Raw genomic sequence first — 17269 nt, 5'->3', positions numbered from 1 at the left:
GTCACCTCGGCACTCGCGGACATGCGCAAGCTCGGACTCCATCCCCTCGTGATCGGGGTGGACGAGTGCCAGATGTGGTGGGTCCACAGCGTCATCCGGACGGCCCAGCAGGCAAGAAGGTCCACCGCTGGAGCGGTGAGACCTGCTCATCGGACCCTCCGGTGCGGCTGGCTCGCGTACTCCCGTCATGTAGGCAGCGCCATACGGCTGAACCGCATCCCGACACCCGTCGACCAGCAGTGAGCGGACGAGGTGGATAACTAGGTTTCCAAACACACATCTGAGTCACCCGCCCTCATATTGTGGCCTCGACCTGCCCCCGGGGCGCGGGGTCGCGGGGAGGTCGCGACAGCCCCCGCACACGCGTGGGGTTTGTCTCGAATGCCGCCGTCACCAGGTGGCCGAACGGGTCTGGCTCACCGACCCGTTCGGAGGTTTGATGCACGTATCCCGTGCCTTGCGTTCGATCGTTGCCGTCGCCTCGGTGGGAGCGGCGTTGCTGGCCTCCCCTGCGTGGTCCGCCGCGCCCGCCGCCAGAACGGCACTAAGGACGGTCGACCACGCGCAGGCTACTCGGTCCCCTGACTCCGGCCCCGCAGTGCACCATGACACCTCGCCGCCGTTGCGTGAGCTGTCGCAAAGTTCCAGACAGCTCCGGCGCGCATCCGACCCCATGCCCCCCAGAAAAGGGCCGCACCCGTCCTCCGTCAGGGCCGCCGGTCCCGACCGGGTGGTGCAGAACCGCAACGGCAGCCGGGGGCGTATCCGGTTCGGCGTCAGTTTCGAGGGCGTCCGGGAAGGCGGGGGCACCCCTCCTGACCCCAACGCCTCGGTAGGCTCCCGCCAGGTCGTAGAGATCACCAACTTCAAACTCGCGGTGTACTCCAAGTCCGGTACCACCCTGCTGGGGCCACTGACCACCGAGACCCTGTTCAGCGGATTCGGCGGACCGTGCGAGAACGCCGAGAACGACTTCCTCGGGGACCCCGAAGTCCGCTGGGACTCCCTGGCCCACCGCTGGATCATCAACCAGTTCGCCAGCGACCCCGCAACCAACACGAATCGACTGTGCGTGGGCGTCTCCCGCACCGCGGACGCCACCGGCGAGTACTACCGCTACGCATTCGGGTATCAGACCCTCCCCGACCACCCGAAGTTCGCGGTGTGGCCGGACGCCTACTACGTGGTCGCCACCGCCGCCGGGTCGCTCTTCGAGGCGTGCGCCTGGGACCGGGACAGGATGCTGCGCGGAGCCGACGCCGACCAGCAGTGCTACACCCTCCCGGCTTCGACCATCCCGATCGGCTCGGACCTCGACGGCACGACCCCACCCCCGCGGGGCGAGCCCAACCTGCTGATCAACCTCGGCCCCACCGACGACACGCTGCAGTACTGGCGGTTCCACGTCGACTGGGCAGACCACGCCCGCACCACCCTCACGGGCCCGCAGGAGTTGAAGGTGGCCCCTTACACCCGGGCCTGCGAGAGTACCGATCCCACCCACTGCGTCCCCCAGGCCGGCACCACCCAGAAACTGGATTCGCTCTCCTACTCTCCTATGTACCGGTTCGCTTACCGCAACTTCGGCGACCACGAGTCCCTGGTCGTCAACCAGGCGGTCGATGCCCGGGGCGGAGTGGGCGTGCGCTGGTACGAACTGCGGCTGCGCCACGGCCGACCGGTCGTCCGCCAGCAGAGCACCTACGCTCCGGACCCCACGTACCGGTGGATGGGCTCCGCAGCCATGGACAAGAACGGCGACATCGCCCTGGGATACTCGCAGTCGTCGTCCCGGACCCGTCCCTCGATCCGCGTCACCGGACGCCTGGCGCACGACCCGCCGAACCTGATGACGTTCCACGAAACCACCGTGTGGACGGGCGCAGGCTCCCAGACCGGGAGCAACCGCTGGGGTGACTACACCTCCATGGCGGTCGACCCGGTGGACGGCTGTACGTTCTGGTACACCAACCAGTACCAACCTGCCGACGGCACCGGAAACTGGAACACCCGTATCGCCTCCTTCCAGCTCTCCGACTGCCACGCCCACCATGGCCACGGCCCCCAGAACGGCCACCACCGTCACGGCTGACACCACCGGGGTGAACGGCGCACCACCGTCCACCCCGGACCCGCTCGAACCGTGCCCATCCCGCCGGCGCTCGTGTCCATGCTCCGCACGCATCTCGCGGAGTACCGCACAGCCACCGATGGCCGCCTCTTTCGGGCCGCTGGAGGAGGGCGATTGCGTTCCACCGAGTACGCCGAAGTGTGGCAACTCGCGCGGTGCCAGGCGCTCTCCAACGCTGACCAGGGGACGCCCCTGGCAGAAGTCCCGTACTCGCTGCGTCACGCCTGCGTGTCCCTGTGGCTCAGGGCCGGGGTCGATCTGGTGGAGGTCGCACGCCGCGCCGGCCACAGCGTGACCGTCCTCTACCGCTTCTACGCGAAGGTGATCAAGGGACGGGAGGAGGCGGACAACGCCCGCATCACAAGGGCTCTGGCCAGCGCGGAAGCCGGGCCGAGCGACGGAGCGTAGTCACCGAATCTGGCCCGCGCATGGCCCGTACGGACTGACCGCGGCCGGGATACCGGCGGCTCAAGGTGAGACAGGACACGAAAGAGCGGGTGCCCCGAAGCTCGGGGCACCCGCTCTGTCCTGCTGCTACTTCCATCCTGGCGGAGGCTGTGGGATTTGAACCCACGGTGACATCGCTGCCACGACGGTTTTCAAGGGAACTACTCCTGAGGGAAGTACAAGCACGGTGACCAGCAAGGGAGTTGGGCAGCACTCGATGTCCCGGTGGAGTCTGACCACAGGTTGACCACACGATGCCCCGCACCTCCTGGTGCCAGGCGTTGTCCCACGCCAGGCAATTCGACCACAGGTTGCACTCCCGACGCGCACACGCGATGTGATGCACGGAGCGCCGCCACCCACACTGGTGACCGCCGAGCAGTCTCCGAACTCCACAAGGAGTTGGACGTGGCGCACAGGGGGTCCGAAGCCTCCCCTCCACCACCCACCCCATAGCCCCTGGCCAATCAGTACACGTTCTTCGTGACACCGCCTTCGATTCGGCCGTGCGGTACCTGTCGGCGCGGGTACCCTGATGCCTCAACGCTGGACAGAGGGTGGGGATTCGGGGCGATCATGGTGAAAGAAGACCCGGAGGAGCTGTTGGCTTCGGAGTGGGCGCTGGCGAAGGATGAACTGGCCACCCGCAATCGAGCCCTCCGAAAAGCTGACGGGGAACTCCAGAATGACTCCATATCCGATAGCGAAAAAGAACGGCTTCGAGTTTTACGCGAGAGGTTGGAGTTGGCGGTAAATAGAGCCAATAGTCGACTCCAATACCTGTCGGAGAGACGGCAGAAAACGCAAGAAATTGTTCAGCATATTGTCGTCACCGGCGGCGACACGGTGATTAACTCTGTCAGCGGGTCGGGATCACAAACTAACACACTCGGCGAATCAACGGACCAGCGAACGCAGCGGGTTTCCCTCGCAGAGAAGCAACAAGACTTCCATTTCAACTTCCTGAATCGCTCTCTCACCCAATCCAACATAATGTTTTGGGTGAGCGTTGTTTTTATGATCTCCGGCGGCGCCATCGTTCTCGCCTGCATAGCCCTTCTAGCATTCCGCGACGGGCAAAGCGGCGTCAAGTGGGCCTCAGGAACAGTGGGAGCAGTCTTCACTGCGGCGGGTGGAATCTTGAATAGACAAGCCCGACGGAAAGATGAACACATCACCAACGAGGCCAAGGGGGTCGCCGATAAAATCGACTCGAACGACCGATTCGAGAAAGCCACATCGCTAATTGAACGCGTAGCGGACCCCGACCTCAAAGATCGGCTTAAAGCCACTGCCGCCATGGAACAACTCGGATTCAATCCAGACCCGGACACCATGGCGCAGTTGTTGATACCGCCGCACGCTGAAAGGCCTACGAGAGAACTCTCTGCGACCCAGGAATCCGCGGAAGGGTTTGATAATCCGATGTGAAGCACCTTACGGCCGGTATAGTCGCGCGGTAGGGTCTTGCGGACGGACCCGGTCGGATGGGGTCACGTCATAGCCAATCTCGCGAAGTGTCGCCGCAGCTTCTTCGTGGGCGTCGCGGACGGCTGCCTTAAGCTGCAATATTCGCCATTCACGCATATGACGCTCAATGATGCTATCCCAGCCAGGCAATACGTCAATCGCATACTCCCGCTCAAGAAGGAGCAGCACGTCCTCCAGCGCTGGTCGGAGCCGATGTCCTCCCACGGGAAAGTGAACCTCTGCGAGTCGCGGAAGTGAGCGCTTCCGCATCCCGTCGTTCGGGCGTCCCTTTCGCTCAGCGAGACGCAGAAGATATGCCATCTCGTCTCGATGTGCGTGCACGTGGAAATGAGCCCCAGGAGGGTTCTCCCATTCCCGCTCGTACTCGTATCTAACAAGTGGTTCACGAGAGTCGGTGAAGTACACATGAACCTTGGCGGTGACCGTTGCCAGGTACTTACCAGTCCCGTCCCAACAGCACCAGTACTGTGCGGACAAAGTGAGGCAGGACACGCCTCCGATGCTGATCGGCACCTGGCACGCCTTCGCGTCGTCCCCAATCGACGTCACGTAGACGCGGTCCCCCAGATTCCGAGCAAGGAACTGCGGGGAGTCCTCAGCCAGGACTCCCCGCGTCAGATGTGTCAACTCGTCAGCGAACTCGGTCGCCTTGTCTTCGAGAGTGGGCTCGTCGTCAGCGGTCACCGTCAAGAAGGTAGTCGATGCCTTGGATAGTGTGCCAAACGTCCAGCTCGTCCGAGTTCAGGCTGTAGCTTGCAGCGCGCTCTGCCAGCTGGCCGTCGGTCATGCCGACCTCTTCGAGAAGCCGCTCGCGCTGTGCTTCAAGTTCCTCACGCGTCGTGCGAATCATCGTTGACATGGCGCGCTCCTCCGTCGGTCGATGCGGAACAGTCAAGCAGGCCGCACTGACAACGACCGTAGAACGTGAAGGGACATCCGCCAAACTCAGCCTCACCATACGAGCTACCCGGATCAGAAGATCGATAAAGTCGCAGGTCAGAAGAGTGGCCGACGGATCAAGAGTCGCGATAGCCCTCGGCTCCCTCACCCCATGACCGGGCCGTGATCAGATTGATCCGAACGGTCGCGACGGGTCGGCGGCAACAGCAAGTCACGGTCCTGGTGGCTGTCACCGATGACGGAGCCGCTTACACCCAGGTCGACACGGGCCGCCTCGTGGAGGGCGTTGATGCAGCGGAAGACGGCCCGGTTACGCTCGCGCCAGTCGTCCAGGGTGCCGGGCTGCTTCCCGGTCGCCTGCCAGTCGACCTCGCGCGAGGCCGCGTTGAGGTCGTGGGCGACCTCGATCACCTCGTCGCCGGCCAGGAGCATGATGCGCTCGAACGCGCGGCCCTGTAAGCGGATGGCGTCGGCCAGCTGGGCGCGGAGCTGGGGCTCCGGGTCGTCGCTGAGACGGATGCCCTCGCGGTGCTCGTACAGCTCGACGGCCAGGAAGACGGCCGCGCGTACGCGGTCGACGTAGTTCTCGTAGGCGCTGAGCTTCCTGTCGTCCCAGCGCGTGAGCAGTTCGCGGCGGATGCGCTGCCGCTCGGTCCAGTAGTTGGTGACGTAGGTGGTGAGAGCGCCCAGGAGGACGGCGGCGATCGTCAGTAGCTGCTCCGACGTGCTCAAGCCGTCCCCCACCCGCCGAGTCATAAAGACGTCTTGAGGATTCTAGGAGGCCGGGTCGCCGACCGGGGCGAACTCAGGAATTCCGCCAGGCCAGGCCGCATCGCGGCACAGTGCTACCGTGCCTGTGGCAGCTCGCGGAGAGGCGAACGGATGAGCAACCCCACCTCAGAGACCCTGGTCACCCTGGGTCGCTGGTACGTACGCAATGCCCCCGGCACCCTCTTCAAAGCCCCTCTGGCCGGCCAGCTCCTCAACCCGCACCTCCGCGATGAACCGCGTCGGCGCGTCACCGAGACGGCCATCGGCGCACGGTTCGCCGTCGACACCCAGGACCTCATCCAGCGGTACCTCTACCTGTTCGGCGTGTGGGAGCCGCGGATGACGCAGTGGCTCACGCGCCGGCTGCGCTCCGGCGACACCTTCGTGGACGTCGGCGCGAACATCGGCTATTTCAGCGTGCTGGCGTCCCAACTCGTAGGCCCCGAGGGCCGCGTCGTCGCCATCGAAGCCTCGGAAGCGTTCAACAACCGGCTCCGGCAGAACGCACAGCTCAACGGCTGCGACAACGTCCGCATCGCGCACGTGGCCGTCTCCGACAAGCGGCAGACGCTGACGTTCATCCTGTCCAGCAACAACAACATGGGCGCGAACAGCATCGTCCCCTGGGACGGCCCCGTGGAGTCGAAGTTCGAGATCGAGGCGCAGCCGTTGCCGGAGATCCTGGACGCGGACGAGATCGCGAAGGCGCGGGTGATCAAGGTCGACGTGGAGGGCGCCGAGGGCAGCGTCGTCCGCGGCATGGCTCCACTGCTCGACCACCTCCGCCCGGACGCCGAGATCACGGTCGAGGTGACGCCCGAGCGCATGGAGCAACTCGGCGACTCCGTCGAGGAGTTGCTGGACACCATGCGGGACCACGGCTTCCACGTGTACCGGCTCGCCAATGAGTATGCCGCGGAGACGTATCCCTCGGCGCTCAGCGGCGCGTCCGCGGTACCCGTGCGGTGGCGCGGCCCCGTGACGGACGAGAGCGATCTGATCTTCTCGCGGGTCGACACGGAGACCCTGCCTTGACTTCGAAAGCGGCGGCTGCCCGGTACACCCTGCTTGGTGTACCGGGCAGCCGCCGTTTCTGCTTTTACGGGACGTTTCCGGGTTGCGCGGACTGCGCCGGTTCTTCGGGCTCGGCAGCCGTCACGCGTTGTCCGCGGCTGACCGCGACACGAAGTGTCAATGTCAGGTACTCCGTCAGACGCCGACCCGTGTAGCGAAGCTCTTCCGGGCCGGATCCCGGGTTATCGAGAACACCCGGAACAACATCCAACAACTGTTGTGCCATGTCGAGTTGGATCGACTCAATGGCGTCGGCCATCTGGGATACTGGGCCTCCGTCACCGCTGAGGAAGGCGGGTTTGCCTTCGGGAGAGGTCCACGGCAGCAACCGAAGGCCGGAGTTGAGGGGATGGACCTCCTGTCCGGATGACGGTTCGGTCGGCAGCTCGGTCATACACGGGCCTCTCTCTGGGCAATCAGGCTGGTGAGGACAACCTCCGAGCGATCACCGGGCAGGACGAGCGTCGAGTACGCGACGATCGCGCCGTCCGAGGTAGTGCTGATGCGTTCGACAGCGAGGACCGGGACCTTGGCGCCCAAGCGCAGCGACTGTACTTCCGCCCCCGTGGGGAAACGGGCGGTGACCAGGTCGGTGCTGGACGCCACGGACACCCCGGTCTCGTCGGCGACGCGGCGAAGGATGTCGTCGCCCCACGGCGAGGCGCCGATGTGAGGCATGGTGAAGCGGGCTATGCCGTGGGGGATGTAGACGCGTGCGAGGGACTGGGGGCTGTCGCCACGGTGGCTGAGGCACACGTACTCGGTGACGGGAGCGTCGCTGGGCACCCGCAGGCGGGTGGATACGGCGCCGGTCGCGGCGATGTCGGCCGAGCTGACGATGACGTGCAGGCCGCTACCTGGTGACGTCGGGTAGATCAGCCGCTTGGGCGGCCGTCGCACGAAGTTGCCGCGGCCCTGGAACTTGTCGATCAGCCCCTCGGCGCGGAGCAGTTCGAGGGCTTCCCGCAATGTCGGGACGCTCACCCGGTAGTGCGTGGCGAGCCGGGACTCCGGAATCAAACGCTCCCCCGCTGCCAGTTCGCCGGACGTGATGAGCCGGCGGAGATCCTCGGCCACTTGCTGGTGGCGGGCGGTCATGGCGTGCAGACCAGCAGCCTGGTCGATGTGGCCCTCCGCCGCCGAGCCGTCCATTCCTCGGCGCTGAGGACGTAGGGGCGGACAAGCGGGACGTCGTCCCCGTGGAGGTACGGCTGCGGAGGATGCGGTTGGCGCAGGCCGAACCGATGAGGTGGGCTGGGCGGTTGGTCCGTCTGTCGGTTTGCCGAGGCATGACTCGGCGCGCGGTGACGGTGACTTCCCTTGGCAGGGAGGAGCTGCTGGGCGAACCAGACAGCGGTTCTGCGGAGTTGTTTGAACACAGATCTCAGCTCCTACGGCTGATCGCGCGCATCCGCGGCGGCGGTGTCGTTCGGTGCGGGCGTGCTGTTGTGGAACGCGGCCCATAACGAGCGACCGCGCGCGCTGCTGTCGGCGAGACCGAACCAGTCGGCTTTGCCGAGCAGCGCCAGGAGACGGGGCCAGGACGCGTCGGGGAACGTTCGCGGCACGGCTGCCTCAAGTGAGGTGTGGCCGCGGTCTTCGACCCGCTTCGGCCTGAGTCCTACGGCGGTGAGGCCCGTGGCGACCTCGGCGATACGTGATTCGGGCGGGGGCACAAGGCTGTCCTCCGTTGCCACCAGAACACTCTGAGTGAATCTAGTTAACTAGATTAGAGCTAGTGGACTAGATTGTCCACATGCCTGATCAGCCGCCGTACCTCCGCATCGCAGACGTACTGCGCGAGCGCATCGCGAACGGGGAGTGGGTTCCCGGAGACCGCCTCCCGTCCCGCGCCGATCTCGGCCAGGAGTACGGCGTCGGCGACAACGTCATCCGCCGAGCGCAGGAACTGCTCATCTCTCTGGGGACGTTGGAGGGCCGTGCCGGCTCCGGCACCTACGTGGCGGAGCCGCGCAAGCGATTGCGCATCGTCCGCTCAATCTTCCGCGAGCAGGCCGGCGGCTCGCCGTTCGCCGCGGACATGGCAGCTCTGGGGAAGCGGGGCACTTGGGAGAGCCGGACGGACGCGAAGATCCCGGCTCCTGTTGAGATCGCGGCCCGACTCGGCATCGCCGAGGGTGAGTTGTGCGTGCGCACTGCGTACGAGTTCCTCGCCGACGGCAAGCCTGTTCAGCTCTCGACGAGTTGGGAGCCGTACGCCTTGACGGGCGGCACGCTCGTCGTCCTCCCCGAGGGCGGCCCGCACGGCGGCATCGGCGTCGTCCGCCGCATGGCCGAGATCGGCATCACGATCACCCGGGCCGTCGAACAACCCTCACCGCGAACCGTGACCGCGGAGGAGGCCGGCCTGCTCGGGGTCCAAAAGGGCACGCTGGTCACGCACATCGTGCGCACCTACTACGCCGAAGACGGCCGCCCCGTCGAGACCGCGGACATCGTCGTCCCTGCTGGCCTCTGCGAGATCGTCTACGAGGTCCCGGTGAATTCCTAGCACAACGCACCGCGTTGCTACAGAAGGCACCGAACGAAAGAATCATGATCTCATGTCAAGTGACAATGTTTCCCTCATAGTTGACCTGGCCACAGCGTTAGTCGCCCTTGGTATTGGCACCCGCCTTGGTTACGTACTTTCATCCCGTGGAACCGCACGGGACGTCGCCATGATGGAGCGACACTTCGAGGCAAGCAGGCAACTATTCGAGCGCCAGTGTGAGCTCCAGTTCATAGCCGACCGAAGAAGTCGGGCCCGCGAGGAACTAAAAAAGAGCTACGTTGATCTCGGGATTTGGCTGCATACCCTTGAGCGAACTATCGATGAAATAAACGCCGGTGCTAAAACATCTCGTCCTCACGTACGCAACAAAGCCCGCGGCATTTTAGGAGACCGCCCTTGGAGTGTCATTTCGCCACCAGCCGCCCTAGCCTCATCAGAATTCTACTGGAGCAGCGAGGTCAGGAAGCTTGTAACCAAACTAGAAGCACCCTACGCAAACTTCATCTCGCGCGTATCCTCAATCATCAGGCGTCAGTCAACCGACGAGGAGTCCGCCGAGAATTTCGATCAGCAGGCATGGGGGCTCCGAAACGAGCTCATCTCGATCATTCACGAGATCAAGACGCAAGCACGGGCCGACTTGATGCAAGACGGGATGTAAATGTTTACGGCATTCCCCCGTTAGCGATTCCGACGCCGAAGAAATCTTCGAGAATTGGAGTTGGCGGTAGACTCAGTGCTCACTTCGACATACAAGGGGGTAGCTACCAAGAGTCGGTCGAACCAGGACGAGTTATCGATATCCATGAGCACGATTGCGTGTCCTCGGAGTCGTCCGCGCGTCAATGGTGGGTATCGTCGATTGAGCCAGCCATAGACCCCCTGTGTCGCGGTTTCCATTAACTGCTGACTCTTGCGAGTAGGCAGGATTTCACTCAGAAACTCTGGAATTACATTTACGCCGTTTTCTTCCCGATCCTCGACTTCAAGGATCAGGTCGTGAAGCCATGTCGTATCCGACCCCATGCGGCCGCCGACTATGGCATGTGTACGCAAATGGCGAACGGAGCCGCAGAGTAGGAATCCCATATCTCGTGGCTGACCGCTAGATCCGCTTGGCACGCTACCCACGAATAGAGCAACGTCCTCTGGCGGCCTTCCGCTATCCTCATGTACGGCGACCTGAGCCATGGCCAGATCGAATCGAATCCACTGATTTGGATGCAATCCGAACTCAGTGAAGTCGACAGGAAGAAGCTCCCGCTCGATCTTTCTCCTTGCCCTCTGAACCAGTGCATGTGAAGCCGTTGATTGGGAATCCTGCCAGGTGGTCGAACCGGATATATCTGCGATCGGCGGAATCTTCAGTGTTCCCTGAAGGCCCTTCTGGGAAGGTGCCTGCATTCCTAAGCGCCCGTAGATCTTACGCTCAGATACGTAAATCAAGTCAGGCATTCATCACCTCGCGCACAGACTGGTTCCTACTCAACCCAAGGTGTTCCATACGCAGTCACTCATAGCTTGTACTCTTCCCTGCACTACTGCCATACGGGCTTCGCGTTCGGCCGCGTCGGTGTGACTCGCCTGGGCGGTGGCTTGGCCTTCCCACTTGCGGTAGAGGAGGCCGTACTCGCGGGTGAAGTAGCCGCGGCTGACGGTGTTGAGGGCGAGGAGGAGGCCGGTGTCCTCGGAGGCGGGGAGGGCCATCCAGCCGCCGAGGGCGAGGAGGAGGTCACGGCGGATGAAGAGGGTCGCGGGGTGGACCTGGGCGCGGTAGTCGTGGGCCTTCCAGTGCTCGACGACGGCGCCGCGTTCGATGGGGCCGTCCTCGGGGTCCTGGTCGAAGCCGGCCGTTGAGCCGTCTGGGAGAAGGTCCAGGACGCGGGAGGTAGCCCAGCCGAGGGTGGCATCGCCTTCGAGAAGGGTGAGGTCGCGGGCCAGGGCTCCGGGGGTCAACTGGTCGTCGGCGTCCAGGACTTTGACGTAGGGGCCGGAGGTGTAGGCCAGGGCCATGGTGCGGGCGACGCCCGGCCCGCCGGGGCGGCCCTGGTGGAAGGTAACCCGCGGGTCGTCCGGGACGTGGGGGCGTACGGCGTCGCTGGCGCCGTCTTCCTGGATGATCCAGTGCCACTCCCAGCCGTCCGGCAACTCCTGTGTGCACAGCGACTTGTAGGCGTCGGCGAGGAAGAGTGCGGAGGGGGCGTGCACGGCGGTGATGACGTCGATGCGGCGGTCCGCCACGGCGGTCACCACCTTTCCAGTGGGGTGACGAAGGTCATGACGGTGCGGTCGCCCGGCAGCCGGACGAACGAATGCTCCACCACACGGCCGGTGGTGTCGTACGAGGTCTTGCCCAGGATGATCAGCGACGTGCCGGGGGGCAGGCCGAGCTCCTCGGCCTCCTCGACGGACGGTGGCCGGGCCAGGACGCGCTCCTCGATCCGGTCCAGCTCGATGCCGATGGTGTGGAGTTGGCTCTGCGTACCGCCGGGCCACGGCTCGTTCGACGCGTCCAGGAGATCGGGGTTCGTAGCGACCACATCGCGGACGAGGTAGGAGTCGACGAGGCTGAACGGGTAGTCCTCCGCGTCGTAGCGGGTGCGATAGGTGCGCTCCACCATGACCGTGCCGACTGGCACATCGAAGATCTGCGCCAGTTCCTCGCCCGCCTCGACAAGGCCGTATGACGCCTGGAACACCAGGTCGTCCACTTCGAGCCCGGTGTCGTGCTCGGTGGCGCCGGTCTTCTTGCGCTGTGGCTCGGGTTCGCGGGCCCGGTCCTTCTCCCACTGGTGGCGGACGTTGGTCCGTTGCACGGGAGTACGCGGCCGGCGGACGAAGTTCCCGCGGCCGTGCTGCTTCTCGATCAGCCCCTCGGCTTGGAGGAGGCCCAGCGCCTGGCGCAGGGTCGGAAGGCTCTTGCCGTACCGCTCGACGAGGACGGTCTCCGTGGGGAGACGGTCGCCGGGTGCGAGTTCACCTGCGCGGATGCGGTCACGTAGATCGTCGGCGATCCGTTCGTACGACTTGGCCATGCCGGTCACCGTCCTCATCGTTTGGCTGCGCCAGCTTACAACTCCTAAAGAGGTCTTGACGAGTTGAGGACTGAGGGTTCATAGTTCTAGCTACTCCTAAAGAGGACCTGAGGACAGGATCTCTTGAGGACTTGATACGTCCTGAGCGCCCAGAGGCTCCCGCTCGTCCACCGAGCGGTCCGAAGACAGCGCCCGACCCTTGAGAACTCCACAGAGCGCCAGAACAAACGAAATGTCTTTGGCCCCGGCCCGGCCGCGCCCGCCTCACACGGCAGCGCGGCCCTCGCCGGGCGCCACGGACGCACGCCTCTTCTCACCTCTGTCACCAGGAGAAATCGATGCACGTCTACTTAGCTCGCCACTGCCACTTACGGGAGCCTCCGCCGCCGGACCGCGCGGACGACTTCCGCGAGCTGTTCGCCGGCCCACCGCCCGACCGTCCCGAGTCCGCCGAGGAGCACGCGGCCCGCTCGGCCGCGGCCCGCGATGTGCTCGCCGAGCTGCTGCACGAAGGCGCGTCCGACGTCCTCACCATGGAGGACGCGATGTACGCGCTGCGGCTGACCGGTCCCTCCCTGCTTCGTCCCGACCGTCCGACGCACCGGCCATGCACGTGGCGGTGGGCGGCATGACGACACCGCTGCCCGTTCTTGTCGCCTACGGCACCGCCGCACTACTCGCGCTTGGGCTGACGGTGGCCATCGTCCGCCAACTGCGGCGGGGAACCCTGGCTGTCCGTGTCGCCGCCCTCGCGGCGGTCGCGTGTACGGCCTACAGCGCCGACACCTCGTGGCGCTTCGCCGCCGACTACCTCGACATCACCGGGCCCGCCGAACGCGCGGCCATGTTCGGCGCCGCCGAACTCGCCCTCTTCGCCACCGCGTTGATGGCACGGCAGAACCTCAACGGCCCGACCGCGGCACCCGGCATCCCCGGCGTACTCGTCTGGGTCATCACCGGCGTGCAGATCATCCCGGCCTACTCCGAGTCCGGGCCGATCGGCGGCACGGTCCGCGCCTTCGTGGGTCCCGTGATGGCCGCGATGCTCTGGCATTTGGCCATGGGGATCGAGCTGCGCCACCGTCGACCGGACGCCTCGTCCAACGGCTTCGGGGCACTGATCGTCCGCGAACTGCGCGAACGCCTCCTGTCACGGCTCGGCATCGCCGAGCGGCACCGGGACGCCGCGCAGATCACCCGCGACCGCGCCACGGTGCGGGCCGTGGCTCTGGCCGCGCGGCTCGCCGAGATCAGCCCGGAGCGACGCGAGCGGCGTCGCGGCCGACGCTTCGCGCGCCGCTTGGCGGTCGCCGTCGCCCGCGCGTCGGTCGGGACGGACGTCGAGCAACGCGCCAAGCTGCTCGATCAGTTGGCCGCGCGGCGCAACGCCACTTCGCTGGCGACGATCACGCTGCCGGCGCCCTGGCTCGCGCCACGCGATCCGGTAGCGTCCGCGCTCGCGAGCGAAGTGCGCGACCATATGGCCCGGGCCGCGATGAACGTCCGCCGCCTCCCCAGCCCGTTCACCGACCTTCCACCGGTAAACGGGGTGAACGAGGCGAACAGCGAAGCCCGTTCAGAGCCGCGTTCACCCGTCAAGCTGGGCACCAATGACGCGTTGGCCGTCATCGAACGCGGCTGGGCCGCCGGCCTGAGCGTGCGGGAGACCGCACGGCGGGCGACGCGTGCCCCGAGCTACGTCCACGGGGTGTTCACCCGCCTCGACGGTGAACGCGGGCCGCGTTCAGTGAACGCCTCTGGCGGTACTCGGCACGACGGGTGAACACCTACCGCAGCGGCCCGGCAGCAAGAGTGCCTGCACTTTACGCACCCGTTCAGGCTTCGGGCTCCCTTGCCCTGTCGTAGCGGAGCCAGTCACGCAGACCACCTCACGAGAGGTCCAAGGATGAATCACACCAAGCAGGGCCCGCCAGAAGGGCCGTTGCCGCCGCCCGCAGCGGTTACCGCCGCGCAGGACGGCACGATCTTGGTCGACAAGCCCGGTGGTCGCACCGGCCTCGGGCTGCTTGATCGTGTGCGCGGCGCGAAGCGGCGCCCGGTCGTACCCCCGTGGGCTCGGTCGCGGCGGGAGTTCGGCAGCGCCGCGAAGGGCGTTGCCGCGTACGCCGGGCACGTCACCGCGTATCACGCGATACGCACCCCTTGGTACGGGCTGCGGCTGAGCCTGCGCGCGCCGGTCGGTGGCGCCCGGTTCGTCGGCAGCTTTCTGCGGTGGCTGGCCGACGCCGAGGGCGAGCCGCTGCGGCGGGTCGCCGCGGCGCGCGAGGACATCGAGGAGTACCTGAAACTGTCGCGGCAGCGCGATCGGCGGGTGCGCTGGCGGACGGTCGTCGGCGTGATCGCCGTGTTCCTGGTGACGTTCCTCGGTCTGGCCAGCTACGTACTCGCCCCGGCCTGGCTCCTCCTGCTGGCCGCCGGCGCGTTTGGGATGGGGCTGGGCAGGATCGGGCAGCCTGCGGACGATCCGATTATCCACAGGGCTGTGGATATCCCGAAGGCCACCAAGCTCACCAGCGACATCGTGCTACGGGCCCTCGGCTCCCTCGGCATCCCCGCCATCAGCCAGGCACAAGCGAAAGGCGGTCCGGGCTTCGCGTTCACCGCCCCGATCACCCGCGACGGTCCCGGCTGGCTCGCCGAGGGCGACCTCCCTTACGGCGTCACGGTCACCGACGTCATCGACCGGCGGGAGAAGCTCGCCTCCGGGCTGCGTCGCCCGCTCGGCTGCGTCTGGCCGGAGGCCGTGCCCGACGAGCACACAGGCCGGCTCCGCTTGTGGGTCGGCGATCAGGACATGTCCAAGACCCGCCAGCCCAAGTGGCCGCTGCTCGACGTCAAACCGCTCGACCTGTTCAAGGCCCAGCCGTTCGCCACCGACCAGCGCGGAAGGTGGATCGCGCAGGCCCTGATGTACGTCTCGGGGATCATCGGAGCCGTACCCCGCATGGGCAAGACGTTCCTCCTCCGGCTGCTTCTGCTTATCGCGTGCATGGACTTGCGCGCCGAGGTGCACGCCTACGACCTCAAGGGCACGGGCGACCTGGCCACCGTCGGACGCGTCGCGCACCGCTACCGGGCCGGGGAGGAAGAGGAGGACATCGCCTACGCCCTGGCCGATCTCCGGGAACTACGCGCCGAGTTGAGGCGCCGCGCCAAGGTACTGCGGGAGCTGCCGAAGGACCTCTGTCCGGAGTCCAAGGTCACCTCGGCGCTTGCAGACATGCGCAAGCTCGGGCTGCACCCCATCGTCATCGGGGTGGACGAATGCCAGATGTGGTTCGAACACCCCAAGCGCGGTGCGGAGTTCGAGGAGCACTGCACAGACCTCGTCAAGCGCGGCCCGGCGCTCGGGATCACCCTGCTCCTCGCCACACAGCGCCCGGACGCCAAGTCCCTACCGACCGGAATCTCCGCGAACGCCACCATGCGGTGGTGCCTCAAGGTCATGGGGCAGATCGAGAACGACATGGTCCTCGGCACCGGTTGCCACAAACGCGGCGTCCGCGCCACCATCCTGGCCTGGGGCGACAAGGGCATCTGCTGGTTCGTCGGCGAGGGTGCCGACGCCCGCATCGTCCGCACCGTGGGAGTCGACGTCCCCACCGCCGACGCCATCGCCTCGCGCATCTACGAGCTGCGCAAGCGCGCGGGAACTCTGACCGGACACGCCCTCGGCGAGGGTCCGGCGGAGGAGGCCGGCGCCTCTTACGACCTGCTCGCCGACCTCAGTGCGGCCCTCCCTCCCGGCACCGACAAGATGTGGAGCGAGGCCGCCCTCACCCGCCTCACCGAGCTCCGCCCGGACGTCTACGGCACGTGGACCACCGAGCAACTGGCCACCGCCGTAAGGCCGTACGGCATCCGCACCGTCCAGGTCTGGGGCACCACCGAGGGAGGAAAGGGAGCCAACCGCCGCGGGCTGCGCCGCCGAGACGTGCTCGCTGCCGTGGAGCGGCGAGAAGGCGGGAGCGCTGCGGCATAGCAGCCTCCTCGGGCTCCACTGACCGCACTCATCAGCCCCTAGCAGCGCTGACCTTGCTAGCACTCCGCCCCGCTAGACCTAGCACCCCCGCTAGCGCCCCGCACCCCCTCTGACCTGGCCGCTAGCGACTAGCGGCCAGGTTCCCGCACGCCCTGATTCCGCCCTGGAAAGGGGTTCGCCATGTCCTCACTCGGCGCCGCTATAGCGCTCGCCGTCATCACCATCGCCGCCTACGCCGCGCTCTGCACGGCCAGCCCGGTCGGCTACTGCCGCAAGTGCCGCGGCTTCGGATTCAAGATCAAGCAGAACCGGCGCGGACGGATCGTCCGCGGCCGGACCTGCCGCCGCTGCGACGGCTACGGGCAGCGCATCCGCCTCGGACGACACCTCTACAACGTCGCCACCCGCCTGCATCGCGAAGGCACCCGCTGACCGCCACACCGCGCAACCGCCACCGAGAAAGGCACCGCAGAAATGGCCTTCAGCATCTCCGCCCTCGTCCTCTTCGGCGCCCTGCTCGCCCTGCTCATGCGCTACCGCGCGCTGGGCGCAGGAGCCGCCGTCGTCGCGCTGCTCTTCGGGTTCTACCTCGCCCGCAGCGGCGCCGCCCCCTCCATCGACCAGATCATGACCGCCCTGCGCGACGCCCTCCCCAAGTCCGGCAACTGACCTGCAAGGAGCCCACGATGTGTACCACCATCAGCGCCACGCCCCGCATATCGCTCATGGCCATCGGCGAACTCCGTGACGTCCTCACCGCGCTCGAACTCGGCCAGGGCCCCGCAGCGATCGCCGGCCTGATGGCCATCGACGCCGAGTCCTGGCAGGTCATCGAACACCGCCTCGCCGCCGTCGGCGGCAACCTCCGCCACCTCCTCGACAACGCCGGCCACCTCGTCTGA

The 17269-nt window shown here is 66.2% G+C and carries 21 protein-coding genes; 12 read left to right on the top strand and 9 right to left on the bottom strand.

Annotated features, from left to right (window positions below):
• The first annotated feature begins 673 nt into the window (after positions 1-673).
• The 3 genes from ACH4TG_RS05385 (at position 674) to ACH4TG_RS05375 (ending at position 4009) form a co-directional block, all read left to right on the top strand.
• Positions 674-2092, top strand: a complete 1419-nt coding sequence (locus ACH4TG_RS05385) for a hypothetical protein (RefSeq protein WP_398240817.1) — start codon at positions 674-676, stop codon at positions 2090-2092.
• Positions 2093-2245: 153 nt separating this feature from the next.
• The gene (locus ACH4TG_RS05380) at positions 2246-2539 is read left to right on the top strand and encodes a hypothetical protein (protein WP_398240816.1); all 294 of its coding nucleotides are present in this window, start codon (positions 2246-2248) and stop codon (positions 2537-2539) included.
• A gap of 615 nt (positions 2540-3154) precedes the next feature.
• Entirely contained in the window at positions 3155-4009 is an 855-nt protein-coding gene (locus ACH4TG_RS05375; RefSeq protein WP_398240815.1) for a hypothetical protein, read from the top strand.
• 6 nt (positions 4010-4015) lie between these two features.
• On the opposite strand, the gene ACH4TG_RS05370 is transcribed toward ACH4TG_RS05375, so the two are convergent.
• From ACH4TG_RS05370 to ACH4TG_RS05360, 3 genes are all read right to left on the bottom strand, one after another.
• Positions 4016-4753 carry a hypothetical protein gene (locus tag ACH4TG_RS05370; protein ID WP_398240814.1) on the bottom strand — a complete coding sequence of 246 codons (738 nt, stop codon included), beginning with the start codon at positions 4751-4753 and terminating at the stop codon, positions 4016-4018.
• On the bottom strand, positions 4743-4928 hold the full coding sequence (locus ACH4TG_RS05365) for a hypothetical protein (RefSeq protein WP_398240813.1): 186 nt from the start codon (positions 4926-4928) through the stop codon (positions 4743-4745). Before ACH4TG_RS05365 ends, ACH4TG_RS05370 begins: the two co-directional genes overlap by 11 nt.
• A 185-nt stretch (positions 4929-5113) precedes the next feature.
• Entirely contained in the window at positions 5114-5701 is a 588-nt protein-coding gene (locus ACH4TG_RS05360; RefSeq protein ID WP_398240812.1) for a hypothetical protein, read from the bottom strand.
• Between the two features lie 150 nt (positions 5702-5851).
• Between ACH4TG_RS05360 and ACH4TG_RS05355 the strand changes: the two genes are divergently transcribed.
• Positions 5852-6775 carry an FkbM family methyltransferase gene (locus tag ACH4TG_RS05355; RefSeq protein WP_398240811.1) on the top strand — a complete coding sequence of 308 codons (924 nt, stop codon included), beginning with the start codon at positions 5852-5854 and terminating at the stop codon, positions 6773-6775.
• A 64-nt stretch (positions 6776-6839) separates the two neighbouring features.
• Here the strand turns inward: ACH4TG_RS05355 and ACH4TG_RS05350 are convergent, their stop codons facing one another.
• From ACH4TG_RS05350 to ACH4TG_RS05340, 3 genes are all read right to left on the bottom strand, one after another.
• Entirely contained in the window at positions 6840-7208 is a 369-nt protein-coding gene (locus tag ACH4TG_RS05350; protein WP_398240810.1) for a hypothetical protein, read from the bottom strand.
• Positions 7205-7966, bottom strand: coding sequence for a GntR family transcriptional regulator (locus tag ACH4TG_RS05345; RefSeq protein WP_398240809.1), 762 nt, complete (start codon positions 7964-7966; stop codon positions 7205-7207). The genes ACH4TG_RS05350 and ACH4TG_RS05345 overlap by 4 nt, the downstream gene beginning before the upstream one ends.
• Before the next feature lie 239 nt (positions 7967-8205).
• Positions 8206-8511 carry a hypothetical protein gene (locus tag ACH4TG_RS05340; protein ID WP_398240808.1) on the bottom strand — a complete coding sequence of 102 codons (306 nt, stop codon included), beginning with the start codon at positions 8509-8511 and terminating at the stop codon, positions 8206-8208.
• A gap of 59 nt (positions 8512-8570) precedes the next feature.
• Here ACH4TG_RS05340 and ACH4TG_RS05335 point away from each other — a divergent pair, with 59 nt between their 5' ends.
• Both ACH4TG_RS05335 and ACH4TG_RS05330 read left to right on the top strand, forming a co-directional pair.
• Positions 8571-9326, top strand: a complete 756-nt coding sequence (locus ACH4TG_RS05335) for a GntR family transcriptional regulator (protein ID WP_398240807.1) — start codon at positions 8571-8573, stop codon at positions 9324-9326.
• Positions 9327-9378: 52 nt separating this feature from the next.
• Positions 9379-9990 (top strand): hypothetical protein, encoded by a 612-nt coding sequence (locus tag ACH4TG_RS05330; RefSeq protein WP_398240806.1) that lies wholly within the window; start codon positions 9379-9381, stop codon positions 9988-9990.
• 20 nt (positions 9991-10010) lie between these two features.
• On the opposite strand, the gene ACH4TG_RS05325 is transcribed toward ACH4TG_RS05330, so the two are convergent.
• From ACH4TG_RS05325 to ACH4TG_RS05315, 3 genes are read right to left on the bottom strand one after another with little or no spacing between them, the layout of a single operon-like run.
• Positions 10011-10784 (bottom strand): SAVMC3_10250 family protein, encoded by a 774-nt coding sequence (locus ACH4TG_RS05325; protein ID WP_398240805.1) that lies wholly within the window; start codon positions 10782-10784, stop codon positions 10011-10013.
• A gap of 30 nt (positions 10785-10814) precedes the next feature.
• A complete protein-coding gene (locus ACH4TG_RS05320; protein WP_398240804.1) occupies positions 10815-11579 on the bottom strand; it encodes a glycosyltransferase family 2 protein in 765 nt (254 codons plus the stop codon).
• The gene (locus tag ACH4TG_RS05315) at positions 11576-12364 is read right to left on the bottom strand and encodes a GntR family transcriptional regulator (protein ID WP_398240803.1); all 789 of its coding nucleotides are present in this window, start codon (positions 12362-12364) and stop codon (positions 11576-11578) included. The genes ACH4TG_RS05320 and ACH4TG_RS05315 overlap by 4 nt, the downstream gene beginning before the upstream one ends.
• Before the next feature lie 338 nt (positions 12365-12702).
• Here ACH4TG_RS05315 and ACH4TG_RS05310 point away from each other — a divergent pair, with 338 nt between their 5' ends.
• The 6 genes from ACH4TG_RS05310 to ACH4TG_RS05285 all read left to right on the top strand — a co-directional run bounded on the left by ACH4TG_RS05310 (position 12703) and on the right by ACH4TG_RS05285 (position 17269).
• The gene (locus tag ACH4TG_RS05310; RefSeq protein WP_398240802.1) at positions 12703-12996 is read left to right on the top strand and encodes a hypothetical protein; all 294 of its coding nucleotides are present in this window, start codon (positions 12703-12705) and stop codon (positions 12994-12996) included.
• Positions 12993-14147 (top strand): hypothetical protein, encoded by a 1155-nt coding sequence (locus ACH4TG_RS05305; protein ID WP_398240801.1) that lies wholly within the window; start codon positions 12993-12995, stop codon positions 14145-14147. The genes ACH4TG_RS05310 and ACH4TG_RS05305 overlap by 4 nt, the downstream gene beginning before the upstream one ends.
• A 123-nt stretch (positions 14148-14270) precedes the next feature.
• The gene (locus tag ACH4TG_RS05300) at positions 14271-16367 is read left to right on the top strand and encodes a cell division protein FtsK (protein ID WP_398240800.1); all 2097 of its coding nucleotides are present in this window, start codon (positions 14271-14273) and stop codon (positions 16365-16367) included.
• Between the two features lie 180 nt (positions 16368-16547).
• Entirely contained in the window at positions 16548-16799 is a 252-nt protein-coding gene (locus ACH4TG_RS05295) for a hypothetical protein (protein WP_398240799.1), read from the top strand.
• 42 nt (positions 16800-16841) lie between these two features.
• Complete coding sequence (locus tag ACH4TG_RS05290) at positions 16842-17036, top strand: hypothetical protein (protein WP_398240798.1); 195 nt, start codon at positions 16842-16844, stop codon at positions 17034-17036.
• A 17-nt stretch (positions 17037-17053) separates the two neighbouring features.
• Complete coding sequence (locus tag ACH4TG_RS05285; RefSeq protein ID WP_398240797.1) at positions 17054-17269, top strand: hypothetical protein; 216 nt, start codon at positions 17054-17056, stop codon at positions 17267-17269.

The organism is Streptomyces sp. NPDC020917 (assembly GCF_044333795.1).
Classification (GTDB): Bacteria; Actinomycetota; Actinomycetes; order Streptomycetales; family Streptomycetaceae; genus Actinacidiphila.
Note: the sequence above shows the minus strand (reverse complement) of the source record. Positions and strands in the feature narration are given on the sequence as shown.

Coding starts and splice junctions, on each gene's coding strand:
- ACH4TG_RS05285 (WP_398240797.1), top strand. CDS start 17,054: ATGTGTACCACCATCAGCGCCACGCCCCGCATATCGCTCATGGCCATC.
- ACH4TG_RS05330 (WP_398240806.1), top strand. CDS start 9,379: ATGTCAAGTGACAATGTTTCCCTCATAGTTGACCTGGCCACAGCGTTA.
- ACH4TG_RS05365 (WP_398240813.1), bottom strand. CDS start 4,928: ATGTCAACGATGATTCGCACGACGCGTGAGGAACTTGAAGCACAGCGC.
- ACH4TG_RS05295 (WP_398240799.1), top strand. CDS start 16,548: ATGTCCTCACTCGGCGCCGCTATAGCGCTCGCCGTCATCACCATCGCC.
- ACH4TG_RS05335 (WP_398240807.1), top strand. CDS start 8,571: ATGCCTGATCAGCCGCCGTACCTCCGCATCGCAGACGTACTGCGCGAG.
- ACH4TG_RS05355 (WP_398240811.1), top strand. CDS start 5,852: ATGAGCAACCCCACCTCAGAGACCCTGGTCACCCTGGGTCGCTGGTAC.
- ACH4TG_RS05310 (WP_398240802.1), top strand. CDS start 12,703: ATGCACGTCTACTTAGCTCGCCACTGCCACTTACGGGAGCCTCCGCCG.
- ACH4TG_RS05325 (WP_398240805.1), bottom strand. CDS start 10,784: ATGCCTGACTTGATTTACGTATCTGAGCGTAAGATCTACGGGCGCTTA.
- ACH4TG_RS05305 (WP_398240801.1), top strand. CDS start 12,993: ATGACGACACCGCTGCCCGTTCTTGTCGCCTACGGCACCGCCGCACTA.
- ACH4TG_RS05385 (WP_398240817.1), top strand. CDS start 674: ATGCCCCCCAGAAAAGGGCCGCACCCGTCCTCCGTCAGGGCCGCCGGT.
- ACH4TG_RS05290 (WP_398240798.1), top strand. CDS start 16,842: ATGGCCTTCAGCATCTCCGCCCTCGTCCTCTTCGGCGCCCTGCTCGCC.
- ACH4TG_RS05315 (WP_398240803.1), bottom strand. CDS start 12,364: ATGGCCAAGTCGTACGAACGGATCGCCGACGATCTACGTGACCGCATC.
- ACH4TG_RS05300 (WP_398240800.1), top strand. CDS start 14,271: ATGAATCACACCAAGCAGGGCCCGCCAGAAGGGCCGTTGCCGCCGCCC.
- ACH4TG_RS05350 (WP_398240810.1), bottom strand. CDS start 7,208: ATGACCGAGCTGCCGACCGAACCGTCATCCGGACAGGAGGTCCATCCC.
- ACH4TG_RS05375 (WP_398240815.1), top strand. CDS start 3,155: ATGGTGAAAGAAGACCCGGAGGAGCTGTTGGCTTCGGAGTGGGCGCTG.
- ACH4TG_RS05345 (WP_398240809.1), bottom strand. CDS start 7,966: ATGGACGGCTCGGCGGCGGAGGGCCACATCGACCAGGCTGCTGGTCTG.